General features: G+C 69.4%; 14 protein-coding genes. 10 read left to right on the forward strand and 4 right to left on the reverse strand.

Annotated features, from left to right (window positions below; translation table 11 throughout):
* Window positions 1–32: 32 nt before the first annotated feature.
* The 3 genes from folP to ACNTAO_RS08975 all read left to right on the forward strand — a co-directional run bounded on the left by folP (window position 33) and on the right by ACNTAO_RS08975 (window position 5,480).
* Entirely contained in the window at window positions 33–2,702 is a 2,670-nt protein-coding gene (folP, locus tag ACNTAO_RS08965; protein WP_435161655.1) for a dihydropteroate synthase, read from the forward strand.
* A 50-nt stretch (window positions 2,703–2,752) separates the two neighbouring features.
* A complete protein-coding gene (locus ACNTAO_RS08970) occupies window positions 2,753–4,258 on the forward strand; it encodes a DHH family phosphoesterase (RefSeq protein ID WP_435161656.1) in 1,506 nt (501 codons plus the stop codon).
* A gap of 151 nt (window positions 4,259–4,409) precedes the next feature.
* The gene (locus ACNTAO_RS08975; RefSeq protein ID WP_435161657.1) at window positions 4,410–5,480 is read left to right on the forward strand and encodes an NAD(P)/FAD-dependent oxidoreductase; all 1,071 of its coding nucleotides are present in this window, start codon (window positions 4,410–4,412) and stop codon (window positions 5,478–5,480) included.
* A 388-nt stretch (window positions 5,481–5,868) separates the two neighbouring features.
* On the opposite strand, the gene ilvA is transcribed toward ACNTAO_RS08975, so the two are convergent.
* The 3 genes from ilvA to trxA form a co-directional block, all read right to left on the reverse strand.
* Window positions 5,869–7,080: a threonine ammonia-lyase gene (gene ilvA / locus ACNTAO_RS08980; RefSeq protein WP_435161658.1), complete on the reverse strand. Its 1,212-nt coding sequence runs from the start codon at window positions 7,078–7,080 to the stop codon at window positions 5,869–5,871.
* 658 nt (window positions 7,081–7,738) lie between these two features.
* Complete coding sequence (locus ACNTAO_RS08985) at window positions 7,739–7,888, reverse strand: 50S ribosomal protein L40e (RefSeq protein ID WP_435161659.1); 150 nt, start codon at window positions 7,886–7,888, stop codon at window positions 7,739–7,741.
* Between the two features lie 100 nt (window positions 7,889–7,988).
* Window positions 7,989–8,255: a thioredoxin gene (gene trxA, locus ACNTAO_RS08990; protein WP_435161660.1), complete on the reverse strand. Its 267-nt coding sequence runs from the start codon at window positions 8,253–8,255 to the stop codon at window positions 7,989–7,991.
* A 165-nt stretch (window positions 8,256–8,420) separates the two neighbouring features.
* Between trxA and ACNTAO_RS08995 the strand changes: the two genes are divergently transcribed.
* From ACNTAO_RS08995 to hisE, 6 genes are all read left to right on the forward strand, one after another.
* Window positions 8,421–8,585: a preprotein translocase subunit Sec61beta gene (locus ACNTAO_RS08995; protein ID WP_435161661.1), complete on the forward strand. Its 165-nt coding sequence runs from the start codon at window positions 8,421–8,423 to the stop codon at window positions 8,583–8,585.
* Window positions 8,586–8,677: 92 nt separating this feature from the next.
* Window positions 8,678–9,361: an SCO family protein gene (locus ACNTAO_RS09000; RefSeq protein ID WP_435161662.1), complete on the forward strand. Its 684-nt coding sequence runs from the start codon at window positions 8,678–8,680 to the stop codon at window positions 9,359–9,361.
* Complete coding sequence (locus tag ACNTAO_RS09005) at window positions 9,362–9,949, forward strand: TlpA family protein disulfide reductase (protein WP_435161663.1); 588 nt, start codon at window positions 9,362–9,364, stop codon at window positions 9,947–9,949.
* Between the two features lie 19 nt (window positions 9,950–9,968).
* On the forward strand, window positions 9,969–10,634 hold the full coding sequence (locus tag ACNTAO_RS09010; protein WP_435161664.1) for a cytochrome C biogenesis protein: 666 nt from the start codon (window positions 9,969–9,971) through the stop codon (window positions 10,632–10,634).
* 90 nt (window positions 10,635–10,724) lie between these two features.
* A complete protein-coding gene (pdxT, locus tag ACNTAO_RS09015) occupies window positions 10,725–11,318 on the forward strand; it encodes a pyridoxal 5'-phosphate synthase glutaminase subunit PdxT (protein ID WP_435161665.1) in 594 nt (197 codons plus the stop codon).
* The gene (gene hisE / locus ACNTAO_RS09020) at window positions 11,315–11,620 is read left to right on the forward strand and encodes a phosphoribosyl-ATP diphosphatase (RefSeq protein ID WP_435161666.1); all 306 of its coding nucleotides are present in this window, start codon (window positions 11,315–11,317) and stop codon (window positions 11,618–11,620) included. The genes pdxT and hisE overlap by 4 nt, the downstream gene beginning before the upstream one ends.
* Window positions 11,621–11,624: 4 nt before the next feature.
* On the opposite strand, the gene ACNTAO_RS09025 is transcribed toward hisE, so the two are convergent.
* A complete protein-coding gene (locus tag ACNTAO_RS09025) occupies window positions 11,625–12,026 on the reverse strand; it encodes an SHOCT domain-containing protein (RefSeq protein ID WP_435161667.1) in 402 nt (133 codons plus the stop codon).
* Between the two features lie 134 nt (window positions 12,027–12,160).
* Here ACNTAO_RS09025 and leuS point away from each other — a divergent pair, with 134 nt between their 5' ends.
* Entirely contained in the window at window positions 12,161–14,899 is a 2,739-nt protein-coding gene (leuS, locus tag ACNTAO_RS09030; protein WP_435161668.1) for a leucine--tRNA ligase, read from the forward strand.
* The last annotated feature ends 72 nt before the right edge of the window (window positions 14,900–14,971 follow it).

Below are 14,971 nucleotides of genomic sequence, written 5' to 3' on the forward strand. Positions count from 1 at the left end.
TTCATAAACGACGCGACGCCGACCGAACGGGTATGCACTACCACGAGGCGGCGAACTTCTTGTTCGACCTCCGTCGCTTCTCGGTCAAGCCGGGTACCGAGCGGGTCGAGGCGCTACTCGACCGACTCGACCGCCCGGACGCGGCGGTGCCGTGCGTACAGATCACGGGGTCGAACGGCAAGGGAAGCACGGCTCGGATGACGGAGTCAGTACTCCGGGAAGCCGGCTACTCCGTGGGACTGTACACCTCGCCACACCTGTCGTCGCTCACCGAGCGGGTCCAGGTCGACGGTCGGTCGATGACCGAGTCGGCCGTCGCCGCGTTCGTCGAGCGCGTCTCGCCGTGGCTGATCGAGCAGGCGGCCGAGGGCGAGCCGCTCACGTTCTTCGAGGTCGTGACGGCGATGGCACTGCACGAGTTCGCGCGTCGTGACGTCGACGTCGCCGTCCTCGAGGTCGGCCTCGGCGGGGAGTACGACGCGACGAGCGCGGTGGACCCCGTCGCGACCGCCGTGACGAACGTCTCACTCGAGCACACGGCGGTCCTCGGCGACTCGGTGGCCGAGATCGCACGGACGAAGGCGCGCATCGCGGCGCCCGACGCCCCGATGGTGACCGCCTGCACGGGCGAGGCGCTAGCGGTGGTCCGTGCGGTCGCCGCCGCGGCCGACGCTCCGGTGACGACCGTCGCCGGTCCCGGTCGTGACCGAGACAGCAACGGCAACGACGACAGCGGCGACAACAGCAACAGCGGCGAAGGGGGGCCGGCAATCGTCGCACACTACGAGGGTCGGGTGAGTCGCACAGACTCCCACGTTCGGTTCGACGGAGCGTCGGCGGGGACGTACCGGATTCCGCTCGTGGGCGAGCACCAGGCCACGAACGCGGCTATCACGGCCGCGCTGGCCGACCGAACGTGTCGAGTGCTCGAAGACGACAGCGGCGACGACGAGACGGGAGTCGGCGAGCGGGCACTCACCGCGGGGTTGGCGCGGGCGACGTGGCCGGGGCGATTCGAGCCCGTCCGGACCGCCCCGCTCACGATCCTCGACGGCGCACACAATCCGGCGGCCTGTGCGACGCTGTCGGCGACGCTCGCCGAGTACGACTACGACGAACTCCACCTCGTGTACGCCGCGATGCACGACAAAGACCACGTCGAGACGGCCGCAGCCCTACCGTCGGCGGCATCGGCGATCACGTGTCGGCCGGCACTCGACCGCGCCGAGGACCCGGCCGTATTGGCCGCCGCGCTTCGTGACGCCGGACTCGAGAGCGTCTCGGTCGGCGACGACGTCACCGACGCCCTCGCGACGGCGACCGACCGCGCGGACGCGGACGACTGCGTGCTGGTCGTCGGCTCGCTGTTCGCGGTCGCGGAAGCGCGGGCCGCGGTGACCCGGACGGTGACGCCGCGGTCCGTCGACGACCCTGCGGCGGCGAGACGGGCTCTCGAACGGGGCGGGGTACCGCCGGCGGGCGTCGACCGGACGGCCGCGGGCGTCGACCACCGGACGTGTACGCTTCGGCTCCGTGGGGACCGCGCCGACCGCGTTGCGGCGACGGTCCGGACGCTCGGCGGCGAGGCGGCCATCGGTGGGCTCGGTGCCGACCCAGCCGGGAGCGGCGTCGACGGAGGTGGGGACGGCGACGGCGAGCAATCGCCGGTCACCCTGGCCGGGTCCGTCGCGACGTTTCGTGCGCTGTGTGACCGACTCGAGGCCGCCGGCGGTGGACTCGCCGGGGTCGCCGGTGACCTCCGGGAGTGTCTCCGCCTCGGCGAGCAGCACACCGAAGCCGATCACGACTCGACCGACTCGACCGACCCGACCGACTCGACCGACGCGACCGACTCGACCAACGCGACCCCCGAGTACCCGTGGAGCCGCGGGACCGCGATCATGGGCGTCCTCAACGTGACGCCCGACTCGTTCCACGACGGCGGGCGCCACGAGGAGCTCGCGGACGCGGTCGCCGGCGCGAGGCGGATGGTCGACGCCGGCGTCGACGTGATCGACGTCGGCGGCGAGTCGACGCGGCCGGGCGCTGACCCCGTGCCCGCGGCCGAAGAGGTCGACCGCGTAGTGCCGGTGATCGAGGCAGTACGTGGGATCGACGCGGTCGCGGACGGCGACGTCCTCGTCTCTGTCGACACCCGAAAGGCGGCCGTCGCGGCGGCCGCACTCGACGCCGGCGCGGACATCATCAACGACGTGACCGGACTCGAGGACCCAGCGATGCGCGAGGTCGTCGCCGAAGCCGGGTGTCCCGTGGTGGTGATGCACAGCATCGACGCCCCCGTCGACCCGACGAACGACCCGGAGTACGGCGACGTGGTCGACGACGTGATCGCCGACCTCCGCGAGCGACTCCTCCTCGCAGAGGTGGCCGGGATCGACCGAGAGCGCGTGATCCTCGACCCCGGAATCGGGTTCGGGAAGTCGGCCGCCGAGAGCTTCGAGCTGCTCGGGCACACCGACGAGTTCCGGGCGCTCGGCTGCCCGATACTGATCGGCCACTCGCACAAGTCGTTCTTCGACGCGGTCGGCTGTGCCCCGGACGAGCGGGAGCACGCGACCGTCGCTGCGACTGCCCTCGCCGCCGAGCGTGGCGCGGACCTCGTTCGGGTGCACGACGTCGCCGAGAACCGTGCGGCCGTGGACGTAGCCCGGGCGGTGAGCGATCCGGACGCGTCCGAGTGACCGGCCGCGGACGGCAGCGTTTTGGGTCGGCACCACGTCAAAACTGTCGTATGGTCCGGCGTCTACTGCTCGGCTGTAGCGCGGCGGGAAGCGCGCTCGTCGACCACCACGTCTCCGGCGACGACGCCGCCGTGGTGACCGACGACGAGGCGTGGGTCTCGACGCTGCGGGAGCGGTCCATCGCGGTCGTCGAGGCCGACCCGACCGACCCGTCGGCGTACCCAGACGAGGCCGCGATAGTGGTCGTCGCGGGCGACGACGCGGCCCGAAACCTCGCGGCCGCGACCGCCGCCCGTGAGCGGTATCCGGACGCGCTCGTCGTCGCACGCGTCGGAGATGGGGCGACGGCAGCCCGAATCGACGCGCTCGAGTCGGTCGCAGACCGCGTCGTCGACCCGACCGCAGCGCTCGCCGACCGGGTGTGTGACGCGATCGGTGTCGACGTCGGTGCAGGCGAGGGAGTCGAATCGACCGAGGAAGGTGTCGAGTCCGGTATCGGCGACACCGGCGAACGGCCGTCACGACTGGTCCGAACGCTCCGTGAACTGTCTGGCCCGCTCCTCGTCGTCGCACACGACAACCCCGATCCGGACGCCATCGCGAGCGCGCTCGGGCTCGCACGCGTCGCCGAGGCGGTCGGCGTCGACGCGGACGTGTGTTACGGTGGCGACATCTCACACCAGGAGAATCGCGCGATGGTGAACCTCCTCGACCTCTCGTTGCGGACCGTCGACGGGATCGACCTCGAGGACTACGGCGGGATCGCCCTCGTCGACCACTCACGCCCGGGCATCAACGACTCGCTTCCGGAGGAGACGCCGGTCGACGTGGTGATCGACCACCACCCGCCGCGTGGGCCGGTCGACGGGACCTTCGTCGACGTTCGACCCGACGCCGGGTCGGCGAGCACGCTGATCGAAGAGTACCTCTCCCGGCTCGGAGTCGAGCCGGACCGGGCGCTCGCCACCGCGCTCCTCTACGGCATCCGGGTCGACACGCGCGATTTCACCCGGGAAGTGTCGGGCCGCGACTTCGAGGCCGCTGCGTCGCTGACGCCGCACGCCGACGAGTCCACGCTGGAGCGCGTCGAGAGCCCGAGCGTGAGCCCGGAGACGCTCCGGGTGTTCGCGGCCGCGATCGACCGGCGAGACGTTCGCGGCTCGACGCTCGCGACCTGCGTCGGAGAGATGCACGATCGAGATGCGCTCTCACAGGCGGCCGACCGGCTGCTCGACCTGGAGGGGATCGACGTGACGTTCGTCTACGGCTACACGGACGGGGTAGTCCACGGGTCCGCACGAGCTCGAGGGGCCGACGTCGACGTCGGCGAACTCCTCCGTGACGCGCTCGGGCAGGTGGGTTCGGCGGGCGGACACGCCGACATGGCCGGGATGCAGGTGCCGCTCGGGATCCTCGCGGCGGTGCCGGACGAGACCGAGCTCGCCGCGGTCGTCGAAGAGTTCGTCGGGGAGCGGTTCTTCGAGGCCCTCGAAGACCGTCGACCCGAAACCACCGGTACGACACCGGACGGACGCGGGTCGCCGTATCCGGAGTGACGGGCTCTCCGGGCGTGGGTGACCGGCCAACCCGGCGTGGGTGACTGGCCAACCCGGCGTGGGCGACCGGCCAACCCGGCGTGGGCGACTCCGGTGTGGCCGGCCGGCCGACGGCGCAACCTACATATCCCGCCGTGCCGAACAGTATAGTATGAGCGACGAAATACTCGAGCATCGGCGGCTGCTCATCGCCGGCAGCGGGATCGCCGCGCTCAGCGCGGCGATATACGCCGCCCGGTCGAACAACGAGCCGCTGCTGATCGAAGGCGACGAGCCCGGTGGCCAGCTCACGCTCACGACCGACGTCGAGAACTACCCGGGATTCGCCGAAGGGATCTCCGGTCCAGAACTCATCTCCGAGATGCGGTCACAGGCGGAGACGTTCGGTGCGGAACTGCGGAGCGGGATCGTCGAGGACGTGCAGGCGGCTCCTGAGGGCCACTTCCGCGTCGCGCTCACCAACGGCGACGTCTACACCGCCGACGCCGTGATCGCGGCCTCCGGGGCGTCTGCGCGGACGCTCGGGGTTCCGGGCGAGGACGAGCTCATGGGTTACGGGCTGTCGACGTGTGCGACGTGTGACGGGGCGTTCTTCCGCGGCGAGGACATGCTCGTCGTCGGCGGGGGCGACGCTGCGATGGAGGAGGCGACGTTCCTCACCAAGTTCGCGGACACGGTGTACGTCGCACACCGCCGCGAGGAGTTCCGCGCCGAGGACGTCTGGATAGAGCGCGTGCGCGACAAAGCCGAGGCGGGCGAGATCGAGCTTCTCACCAACACCGAGTTGACCGCGATCCACGGCTCGGTCGAGGACGGGATCGACCACGTGACGCTCGTCGAGCACCCCGACGGGCATCCCAAAGCGAAGCTCGAGGACCCCGCGACCGCCGACGCGGTCGACGAGTACGACTTCGACGTGGGGGCGGTGTTCTACGCGATCGGACACACCCCGAACACGGGGTACTTGGAGGGAACGGGCGTCGAACTCGACGACGCGGGCTACCTCCTGACGCAGGACGGTCGCGGCGGGAACCAGACGGCGACAGCCGTGGAGGGGCTCTTCGGTGCGGGCGACGTCGTCGACCACCACTACCAGCAGGCGGCGACCGCCGGCGGCATGGGCGTGAAGGCCGCCCTCGACGCCGACGAGTACCTCAGCGGGCTCGCACAGGCCGGCGAGCTCTTCGAGGCCGACGTCGACGCCGCGACCGCGGACGACTGAGCGGGCCTCTCTGCTGGAGCACTCCCAGCCGATCAGCCTCATCGAGATCCACCCATACCCCGCGGTGGCGCGCGCCTCGTGAGCTCGCCGGAGGCGGGCTCGCGAGCGCGTGCGAGGGATGAGCGAGTCGCCGCCGGCGACTCGCGAATCGGCTGGGGAGGGTGTGGCTGCAAAGTGTGTCCGGGTGCCGTGGGCCGTCTCGGTCATACATCCACCAGCTGCATATGCGAGCGAATCGGCCCGGGAGGGTGTGGCTGCAAAGTGTGTCCGGCGGTCGCGCGATCATGTTCGTCACAGAACTGCTACCACACACGTATAGAGTCGACCGAGGAGGGTGTAATCGAGTGGCGTCCGGGCGCTACGAACTCGTCTCGTTTTCACCGGTCTCTCACGACAACACGTCGACGTCGTAGCCGTCGGCCTCGAGGTCGGCGACGATGCTCGCGGCGTGGTCGGCGTCGTTCGTCTCGAGCTCCAGCTCCAGCTCGGCGGCGTTGACCGCGACGTCTCGCGACGTCCGGTCGTGGTGGACCGCGTAGACGTTGGCGCCGGCGCGCGCGACGATCCCGGCGACGCGTTCGAGCTCGCCTGGCCGGTCTTTCAGCCCAACGGTGATCTTGCGGTAGCGCCCGAGCTGGACGAGCCCCCGGCGCACGATCGTCGCGAGCCGGTTCAGGTCGACGTTGCCACCGCACAGCGCCGCGACGACCGTCTCGTCGTCGTCGTAGCTGAACGCCTCCGAGAGCGTGGCGGCGAGGGCCACCGCACCCGCACCCTCGACGAGCGTCTTCGCGCGCTCTAACAGCAGGGTGACCGCGAGCGCGATCTCGCGGTCGTCGACGGTGACGACCTCGTCCACGTACTCGCGCATGACGGCGAGCGGACGTTCGCCGACCGACCGGGTCGCGATGCCGTCGGCGATCGTGTCGACGCGGTCGAGTTCGACCCGCTCGTCGGCAGCGAGCGACGCCGCGGCCGAGGCGGCCCCCGCGGCCTGGACGCCGACGACCCGTGCGTCCGGAAGCTGTGACTTGACCGCGACGGCGACGCCCGCGATCAGCCCGCCGCCGCCGATCGGCACGACGACCGTATCGAGCGCGGGACAGTCGTCGACGATCTCGAGGCCGAGGGTTCCCTGGCCGGCCATCACCGCCGGGTCGTCGAACGCGTGGACGTAGGTGAGCCCTTCGGCGCGCTCGAGCTCGTGAGCGACCGCCTGCGCCTCGTCGTAGTCGACGCCCTCGAGCCGGACGGTCGCCCCGTATCCACGGGTGGCTTTCACCTTCGAGACGGGCGCGAACTTCGGCATCACGACCGTGGCGTCGACCCCGGCGCGCTCGGCCGCGAGCGCGACGCCCTGCGCGTGGTTCCCGGCGCTCGCGGTGACGACGCCCGCCTCGCGGGCCGCCGCCGAGAGCGTCCCGATCCGGTTCGTCGCCCCGCGGATCTTGAACGCGCCCGTCCGCTGGAACGTCTCGAGTTTCAGGTGGACGTCTGCGCCCGTCATCTCGGAGAACGTCCGCGAGCGCTCCAACGGTGTGTGGCGGGCGACGCCGTCCACGCGGTCGCGGGCCGCCCGGATGTCGGAGAGTGAGAGCATACCCCCGGTCGACGCGCGGCCGGCTAATCGATTCCGGTCGCCGTCGCTCGGCGGCGTAGAAGGGGGGAATGAGAGGGCACGCGTGTGACCTGCAGTTGAGTAGCGTGACGCCAGGTACAAAAAGCCGAGCCAGGCGGAGTGAAAGTGAAACCGGTAGACTCCGGTGTGGTGAGTCGCGCGTCAGCCTTGCGTCCGACAACAACAAATCGGGTGTGGCCCGAGTCGCGCGTGCGGCTATGAAATGGAGAGACGACTCTCAAGTTCGATCGTCGACGACACGTACCGGACAGATGCCGTATGGCTGTGTCGGTGGCTGTATGAACAGTACGATTCCGCGACACACGGGCGCAGTTTCAGCCACCCCCTCCCGGGCCGATTCGATACGTCGTTGGTGATCGTGTACCCGAGACGACCCACGGTACCCGGACACAATTTTTAGCCACACCCTCCCCAGCCGATTCGCTCGTCGCCCACGGGCGACTCGCTCATCCCTCGCACGCGCTCGCGAGCCCGCCTCCGGCGAGCTCACGAGGCGCGCGCCACTGCAGGGGCTCAATGGTTCAGGTGTACGAGACGTGAGCCCACGGTGGTGGGTGACAAACAGTTGCGGGACGAACTGGGAGCTCCGTCGGCGTGCAGTCGAGAGACGTGAGCCGATTCACGCCGCGCGGCGTTCTTTCGCCTTCGGCCGGAGGTTCGTGTATCCGCACTTGCGGCAGCGCTCCGCGTCGGGGGCGTTGCGAGCGTTACAGCGCATACAGATCTGTCGGTCGAGGGTGCGGCGTTCCGCGGCGTCGAAGCTGGCCATACAGAAGTCACGCGTGCGGGTGCTGTAAAAGGTTGCGAGACGTCGCGGGTGAGCAGAGACCGTGTCACGCCGACGCCAGCGCGCGAGCAGGCGCGTCCGGTCAGGCCGCCTCGTCGATCGCGGCCGTAATGTCTTCTTTCTGTGTGACGCCGACGAACCGGTCGACGACGCCGTCGTCGTTCTCGACGACGAGCGTCGGGAGCGACCGAACCTGGTACTGGTTCGCGACGTCCTGTTCTTGATCCACGTCGACCTTCTGGAGCTCGAAGGCGTCGCCGAGCTCCGCTTCGACCTCCTCTAAGATCGGGTCTTGAGTCTTACACGGGCCACACCAGTCGGCGTAGAAGTCCAGCACTCGAACGGTCATGGTTCGACGCGACGTAGCGTGGGCTCGCCGATAAGGGTTTTCACCTGGGCAGTACGGGCACAGCACACGGTCCGACCGGGCAGCACGTGGCGCTCGGGCACGGCCGTGAGGCTGACGCGAGCCGAAGACGAAACGCTTAGGCCGCCTGCACAAGGACGCGTAGTTATGAGCAGTGGCAGCAACTCGGGGGGGCTGATGTCCAGTGCAGGACTCGTCCGGTACTTCGAGTCCGAAGACCGAAACGCGATCGCGATCAACCCGAAGACCGTCCTCGCGTTCTGTATCCTCTTCGGCGTCTTCGTGCAGATCCTCTCGCTGACGATCTCGTGAGCCCCGCCGGTCGCCGGCGTGCACGCGGAGCGTTCGTCATCGGTCGCCGATCGACGAAACCGACTTAGTCGCGAGCGACCGTACGTCACCGTATGAACCGCCGTCACTACCTGCGTTCGCTCGCCGTCCCCGCCGCTGCCGGAAGTGCCGGGTGTCTCGGAGGGCTCGGAATCGGCGGCGCACCGGGGACGGTCCTCGGTCCACCAGAGCTCGACCTGAGCGAGGCGTCACACCCGAGCTACGGCGACGAGCTCCCGGCGATCACCCTCCCCGACCCGATCGCCGGAGAGCCCGTCTCGACGGAGGCACTGGAGGGTGAACGGACGACGCTGCTGACGTTCTTTTACACGAACTGTCCCGACGGCGTCTGTCCGGCGCTCGTCCTCCGTCTCCGCCGAGCACAGGCGGTCGCCGCCGAGGCGGGATACGCCGACCGAGCCGCGTTCCTCCCGATCACCTTCGACCCCGAGCGCGACACCGCGCCGGTGCTCCGCGAGTACGCGGCCCAGCAGGGGGTCGACCTCGAGGCCGGCAACTGGCACTTTCTACGCCCAGAGACGTACGAGCGGGGGAAACGGCTCATCGAATCGGAGTTCGGGCTCGCGGTCCAGAAGGCGGAGGCACCCGACTACAGCAGTCTCGAGTACCGGTTCCCCCACTACGGGCTGATCCTCCTCGTGAACGATCGGGGGATCGTCGAGCGCGCGTACCCGAACGGCCCGCAGGTGTCGATAGAACGGGTGGTCGACGACTTCGATCGGGTGGTGACCGCCTGAATGGATCGTCGACACCTCCTGGCCGGCATCGCGAGCGTCGGAACACTCGGCGTCGCTGGCGCGGTCGCGTCCGGCGGGCTCCCGGCACCGATCGGCGGATCGTCGACGACGACCGACCCCGGTCAGTCGCCGTCGACCGACTCCGATGAGCGCTCGGGACCGGTCGAGCCGGTGACGCTCGATACGATACCGGCTCCGGGCAGCCGAGACGGAGCCGTGACGATTCCGGCGGTGGACCGCCCGACGTTCGTCGACTTCTTCGGGACGTGGTGTCCGCCCTGTATCGAACAGATGCCGGCCCTCGGCGAGGCGAACGACCGCGTGGGTGACCGGGTGACGTTCGTCTCGGTGACGACGGAGGCGGTGGGTCGGTCGGTGACGGAAGCCGAGGTGGCCGAGTGGTGGCGCGAACACGACGGCGACTGGCTCGTGGCCGCCGACCCGACGGTCGCACTGTTCAGCCGGCTCGGCGCGAGCAGCTTCCCGACCGCGGTCGTTCTCGACGCATCCGGTCGGATCCGATGGTCGGAGGCTGGCGTCCACAGCGCCGAGACGCTCGTCGGACAGATCGAGGCCGCCCTCCCGTGATCGCGAGCCGCGCCCGGCGATGACCGGACCCGCGATCGCGACCGACCTCTCGTTCGCGGTCGCCGCCGGCGTCGCCACGTTCTTTTCGCCGTGTGCGTACCCGTTATTGCCGGGATACGTCGGCTTCTACGTGAACCAGACGGACGCGACGGAGGCGTCGATCGCGGGTGCCGGCGCCCGCGGGGTCGCCGCCGCCGTCGGCGTGCTCGCGACGTTCGGCGTGCTCGCGGGGGCGACCGTTCGAGTGGGTAACGCGACGCTCGCGAACGTCACCGTGTTCGAGGTGCTCGTCGGCGGGCTCCTCGTCGTGGGAGGCGTCCTCGTCGCCGCCGGCCGAACCCCCTCGGTCTCGGTGCCGCTGCCGAAACGGCGGGCGAGCGTGCTCGGGTTCGGGCTCTTCGGAGCGGGGTACGCGCTGGCCGGTGCCGGCTGTGTCGCGCCGGTCTTTCTCGCGGTGATCGCCCGTTCGATCGCGTTACCGGCCGGGACGGCCGCGCTCGTGGTACTCACCTACGCCGGGGTCGTCGCGGCGCTGATGGCGGCGACGACGGTCGCGACGGGAGTCGGACTCGTGAGCAACGCGGGTCGGCTCACGGCGTACGCAGGCGGGCTGAAGCGGCTCGCCGGCGTGGTGATGGCGCTCGCCGGCGTCGGACAGCTCTACCTCGCGCTCGTCGTCTACTGAGGGCGACGCCGCCACCGTACTGGCGGTCACCGTCGACCCAAACAGACCCGCGAGCGCGCCCTTTTTGCCCGTCCCGCGCACACGGCGGGTATGCACGCTGGTGTCATCGCCGTTCAAGGCGACGTGGCCGAACACGCCGAGGCCGTTCGTCGCGCTGCGGCCGCACACGACACGGACGCGACGGTCGTCGAGATCCGTGAGGCGGGGGTCGTTCCCGACTGCGACGTGCTGCTCATGCCGGGCGGTGAGTCGACGACGATCTCACGCCTGCTTCACCGCGAGGGGATCGCCGCGGAGATACGCGAGCACGTCGCCGCCGGAAAGCCGGTGCTCGCGACGTGTGCCGGCCTCATCGTCTGCTCGCGCGACGCGAAAGACGACCGGGTCGACGCGCTCGGGCTCGTCGACGTCTCCGTCGACCGCAACGCGTTCGGCAGACAGAAGGACTCCTTCGAGGCCGAGATCGCCGTCGACGAACTCGCGAGCCCCTTCCACGCCGTCTTCATTCGGGCGCCGCTCATCGACGACGTCGGCGAGGACGTCGAGGTGCTCGCGACGGTCGACGATCGACCGGTTGCGGTGCGTGACGGTCCAGTGGTGGCCACCTCGTTCCACCCCGAGCTCACCGCCGACCCCCGGATCCACGACCTGGCGTTTTTCCCGGCGGAGGCGGTGCAAGCGTGACAGACGAGGCGGAACACGACGGGGCCGTGCTCGACGAGTTGTTCGCCACGATCGAAGCGCGAAAGCAAGACCTCCCGGACGACTCGTACACCACCTCGTTGTTCACACACGAGAAGGGTGAAAACGCCGTCTTAGAGAAGATCGGCGAGGAGGCGACGGAGACGATCCTCGCGGCGAAAGACGACGACTGCGACGGGCTCACCGCCGAGAGCGCCGACCTCGTCTACCACCTGCTGGTGGTGCTCTCGATGAAGGATCTCGACGTGGACGCCCTCAGAGACGAGCTCCGTGACCGATTCTGATCGGCTACCGTTCGCGTTCGAGTTCGCGGTCGATCTCGTCGGTCGAGTTGGCCTCCAGCTCGCTGGCGAGTCGTCGCTCGAACTCCGCCTCGTCGATCTGTCCCTCGACGTACTGTCGTCGCAGGCGGTCCTGTGGGCTCTCTGTGACATCACTGGACGACGTCGACGAGGACCACGAGTCGCCGAGTGGGTCTGCGTCGACAGACGCGTCGTCGCCGCCAAAGAGCCAGGATCCCGCCCGATACGCGACGTAGGCGACCCCGACGAGGAGCGCGAGAGTGACGATCCCGGAGACGACCGCCCACGCGAGACTCAGGATCGCCGAGACGACGGAGACGAGCACGCTGACCCCGATCAGGATCGCAAGCGCGATCGCGGCGTAGGTGAGGGCCTTCTTGCTGTCCATACCAGTGGATGACACAGCGGCGCGAAAATACCTTGCGACGCGTTCGAGTCTCGACCGGGTCGAGCGGCTGGCACAGGGGCCACCACGGGATGGAAAGCTATACGACGCCGACCCGACCACGACTATATAAGCAGATGTCTCAGGAGGCTTACGACCACACCGCAGTCGAACGCCGGTGGCAGGAGGCGTGGGACGACGCCGACGTGTACCGAACGCCGGACGACGTCGAAGACCCGACGTACGTCCTCGGGATGTACCCGTACCCGTCCGGAAAACTCCACATGGGACACGTCCGCAACTACACGATCACCGACGCGTACGCGCGATACCGTCGGATGCGTGGCGACGACGTGCTCCACCCCATGGGGTGGGACGCCTTCGGCTTGCCCGCCGAGAACGCGGCCAAAGAGCGCGACACGAACCCACGGGAGTGGACGAGAGACTGCATCGACACCATGCGCGAGCAGATGCGGTCGATGGGGTTCGGCTACGACTGGGAGCGCGAGATCGCCACCTGTACGCCCGAGTACTACCGCTGGAATCAGTGGCTGTTCAGCCAGTTTCACGAGGCGGGGCTCGTCGACCGGCACGAAGCCGAGGTGAACTGGTGTCCCTCCTGTGAGACCGTGCTCGCGGACGAGCAGGTCGAAGGCGACGACGAGCTGTGTTGGCGGTGTGACACGCCGGTCGAGGCCCGCGAACTCGACCAGTGGTTCCTCGAGATCACCGCGTACGCCGACGAGCTGTTGACCGCCATCGACGACCTCGACGGGTGGCCCGCCTCGGTTCGACAGATGCAGCGGAACTGGATCGGCCGCCAACACGGGACCACACTGGAGTTCGAGGTGGCGGGCCACGGCACCGTCGAGGCGTTCACCACCCGGGTCGACACGATCTACGGCGCGACCTGTTTCGCGCTCGCACCCGACCACCCGATCAGCGAAGCGCTGGCCGCCGAAGACGACGCAGTCCGTCGGTTCATCGAGGAGGAGGCCGACCCGGAGGGCGACGAGCCGAACGGCGTCGAGACCGGACTCACCGCGACGAATCCCGCCACGGGCGCTGAGATCCCCGTCTTCGTCGCCGACTTCGTCCTCTCGGACGTGGGGACGGGCGCGTTGATGGCTGTCCCCGCTCACGACGACCGCGACCACGCGTTCGCGACGAAGATGGGCGTCGACATCGAGCCCGTGGTCGCGCCCGAGCCCGACGACTGGGACGGGTCGACCGCCGGATCCGGAGACGATACGCTTCCGGAGGCTCCGGACGTGAGCGAGACGGCGTTCACGGACGACGGCGTCGTGATCGACTCCGGCGCGTACAGCGGGCTCGACAGCGAGACCGCACGCGAGCGGCTGACCGCGGACCTCAAGCGCGCCGCGGCGAGCACCCAGTACCAGCTGCGCGACTGGGGTATCTCCCGCCAGCGCTACTGGGGGACCCCGATCCCGGTCGTTCACTGTGACGACTGCGGACCGGTGCTCGTGCCCAATGACGAGCTCCCCGTCGAGCTGCCGGCGTTCGTCAACACGACCGGCAACCCGCTCGACGCGGCCGACGAGTGGAAACGGACGACGTGTCCGTCCTGTGGCGAGCCGGCCACCCGCGAGACGGACACGATGGACACGTTCGTCGACTCCTCGTGGTACTTCCTGCGATACGTCTCACCCGGGCTCGAGGACGCCCCCTTCGACCTCGAGCGCGCGAACGACTGGATGCCGGTCGACCAGTACGTCGGCGGGATCGAACACGCGGTGATGCACCTGTTGTACTCGCGGTTTTTCACCAAGGTGTTGGCCGACGAGGAAGGGCTCGACCACCGCGAGCCGTTCACGAACCTGCTCGCACAGGGGATGGTTCAGCTCGACGGCGAGAAGATGTCGAAATCGAAGGGGAACGTCGTCTCGCCCCAGCGGATAGTCGAGGAGTACGGCGCGGACACGGCGCGGCTGTTCATGATGCAGGCGGCCCAGCCCGAGCGCGACTTCGACTGGTCCGAAGAGGGGGTGCGGTCGACCCACCGATTCCTCACGCGCCTGCGTGAGGCCGTCGAGCGGTACGCAGCAGCGAAGCGGGGCGGCGAGGGGGGCGGCACCCCGGCCGACGACCGCGACTCGGCCGACGACCGCGACCCGGCCGCCGACCGCGATCCGACCGACGAGTACGTCGCCGCCGAGATCGACGCGGCCGTCGCCATCGCAGGCGCGGAGTACGACGACCTGACGTTCAACGTCGCTCTCCGAGAGGCACAGGACCTCGTCGGGACGCTCCGCGGGTACCGCGAGTACGTCGACCCGCACCCGACGGTGTACGAGCGCGGCCTCGACGCCGCAGTTCGGCTGCTCGCGCCGGTCGCTCCGCACCTCGCCGAGGAGCTGTGGGAGCGGCTCGGTCGCGACGGCTTCGTCGTCGACGCCGACTGGCCGACTGCATCCGTCGACCGCGAGACCGTCGACCGTCGCCGTCGGTTGGTAGAAAAGACCCGTGAGGACGTCCGCGACATCGTCGACGTCGCCGGCATCGACGACCCGGAACGAATCGACGTCGTCGTCGCACCGGACTGGAAGTACGACGCCCTCGAACTCGCGATCGAGAGCGACGCCGACAACCTGATCGGCGAGCTGATGGGGGAGGCACACATCCGCGAGCAGGGCGACGCGGCCGCCGCCTACGGACAGGACCTCCAGGCGACCCGCGAGGCGCTCCAGTACACGCTTACCGGCGACGAAGAGTACGCCGCGCTACAGTCCGCGGGGTGGCTCATCGAGCGCGAGTTCGACGCCGCGGTCGTCGTCGCGCGGGCCGACGACGCAGCGGACAACGTTGCGCGGAAGGCGGAGCCGGGACGGCCCGCGATCGACATCACGGAGTAGCGACCCCCGGAAGGATTTACGCCCCGCCCTCGTCGGCTGTGGTATGAGCGACCGAGAACCCGGGGCGCACGA

The sequence above is a fragment of the Halorubrum zhoui genome (assembly GCF_051194155.1).
Lineage (GTDB): Archaea > Halobacteriota > Halobacteria > Halobacteriales > Haloferacaceae > Halorubrum.

Coding starts and splice junctions, on each gene's coding strand:
- folP (WP_435161655.1), top strand. CDS start 33: ATGCACTACCACGAGGCGGCGAACTTCTTGTTCGACCTCCGTCGCTTC.
- ACNTAO_RS08970 (WP_435161656.1), top strand. CDS start 2,753: ATGGTCCGGCGTCTACTGCTCGGCTGTAGCGCGGCGGGAAGCGCGCTC.
- ACNTAO_RS08975 (WP_435161657.1), top strand. CDS start 4,410: ATGAGCGACGAAATACTCGAGCATCGGCGGCTGCTCATCGCCGGCAGC.
- ilvA (WP_435161658.1), bottom strand. CDS start 7,080: ATGCTCTCACTCTCCGACATCCGGGCGGCCCGCGACCGCGTGGACGGC.
- ACNTAO_RS08985 (WP_435161659.1), bottom strand. CDS start 7,888: ATGGCCAGCTTCGACGCCGCGGAACGCCGCACCCTCGACCGACAGATC.
- trxA (WP_435161660.1), bottom strand. CDS start 8,255: ATGACCGTTCGAGTGCTGGACTTCTACGCCGACTGGTGTGGCCCGTGT.
- ACNTAO_RS08995 (WP_435161661.1), top strand. CDS start 8,421: ATGAGCAGTGGCAGCAACTCGGGGGGGCTGATGTCCAGTGCAGGACTC.
- ACNTAO_RS09000 (WP_435161662.1), top strand. CDS start 8,678: ATGAACCGCCGTCACTACCTGCGTTCGCTCGCCGTCCCCGCCGCTGCC.
- ACNTAO_RS09005 (WP_435161663.1), top strand. CDS start 9,362: ATGGATCGTCGACACCTCCTGGCCGGCATCGCGAGCGTCGGAACACTC.
- ACNTAO_RS09010 (WP_435161664.1), top strand. CDS start 9,969: ATGACCGGACCCGCGATCGCGACCGACCTCTCGTTCGCGGTCGCCGCC.
- pdxT (WP_435161665.1), top strand. CDS start 10,725: ATGCACGCTGGTGTCATCGCCGTTCAAGGCGACGTGGCCGAACACGCC.
- ACNTAO_RS09025 (WP_435161667.1), bottom strand. CDS start 12,026: ATGGACAGCAAGAAGGCCCTCACCTACGCCGCGATCGCGCTTGCGATC.
- leuS (WP_435161668.1), top strand. CDS start 12,161: ATGTCTCAGGAGGCTTACGACCACACCGCAGTCGAACGCCGGTGGCAG.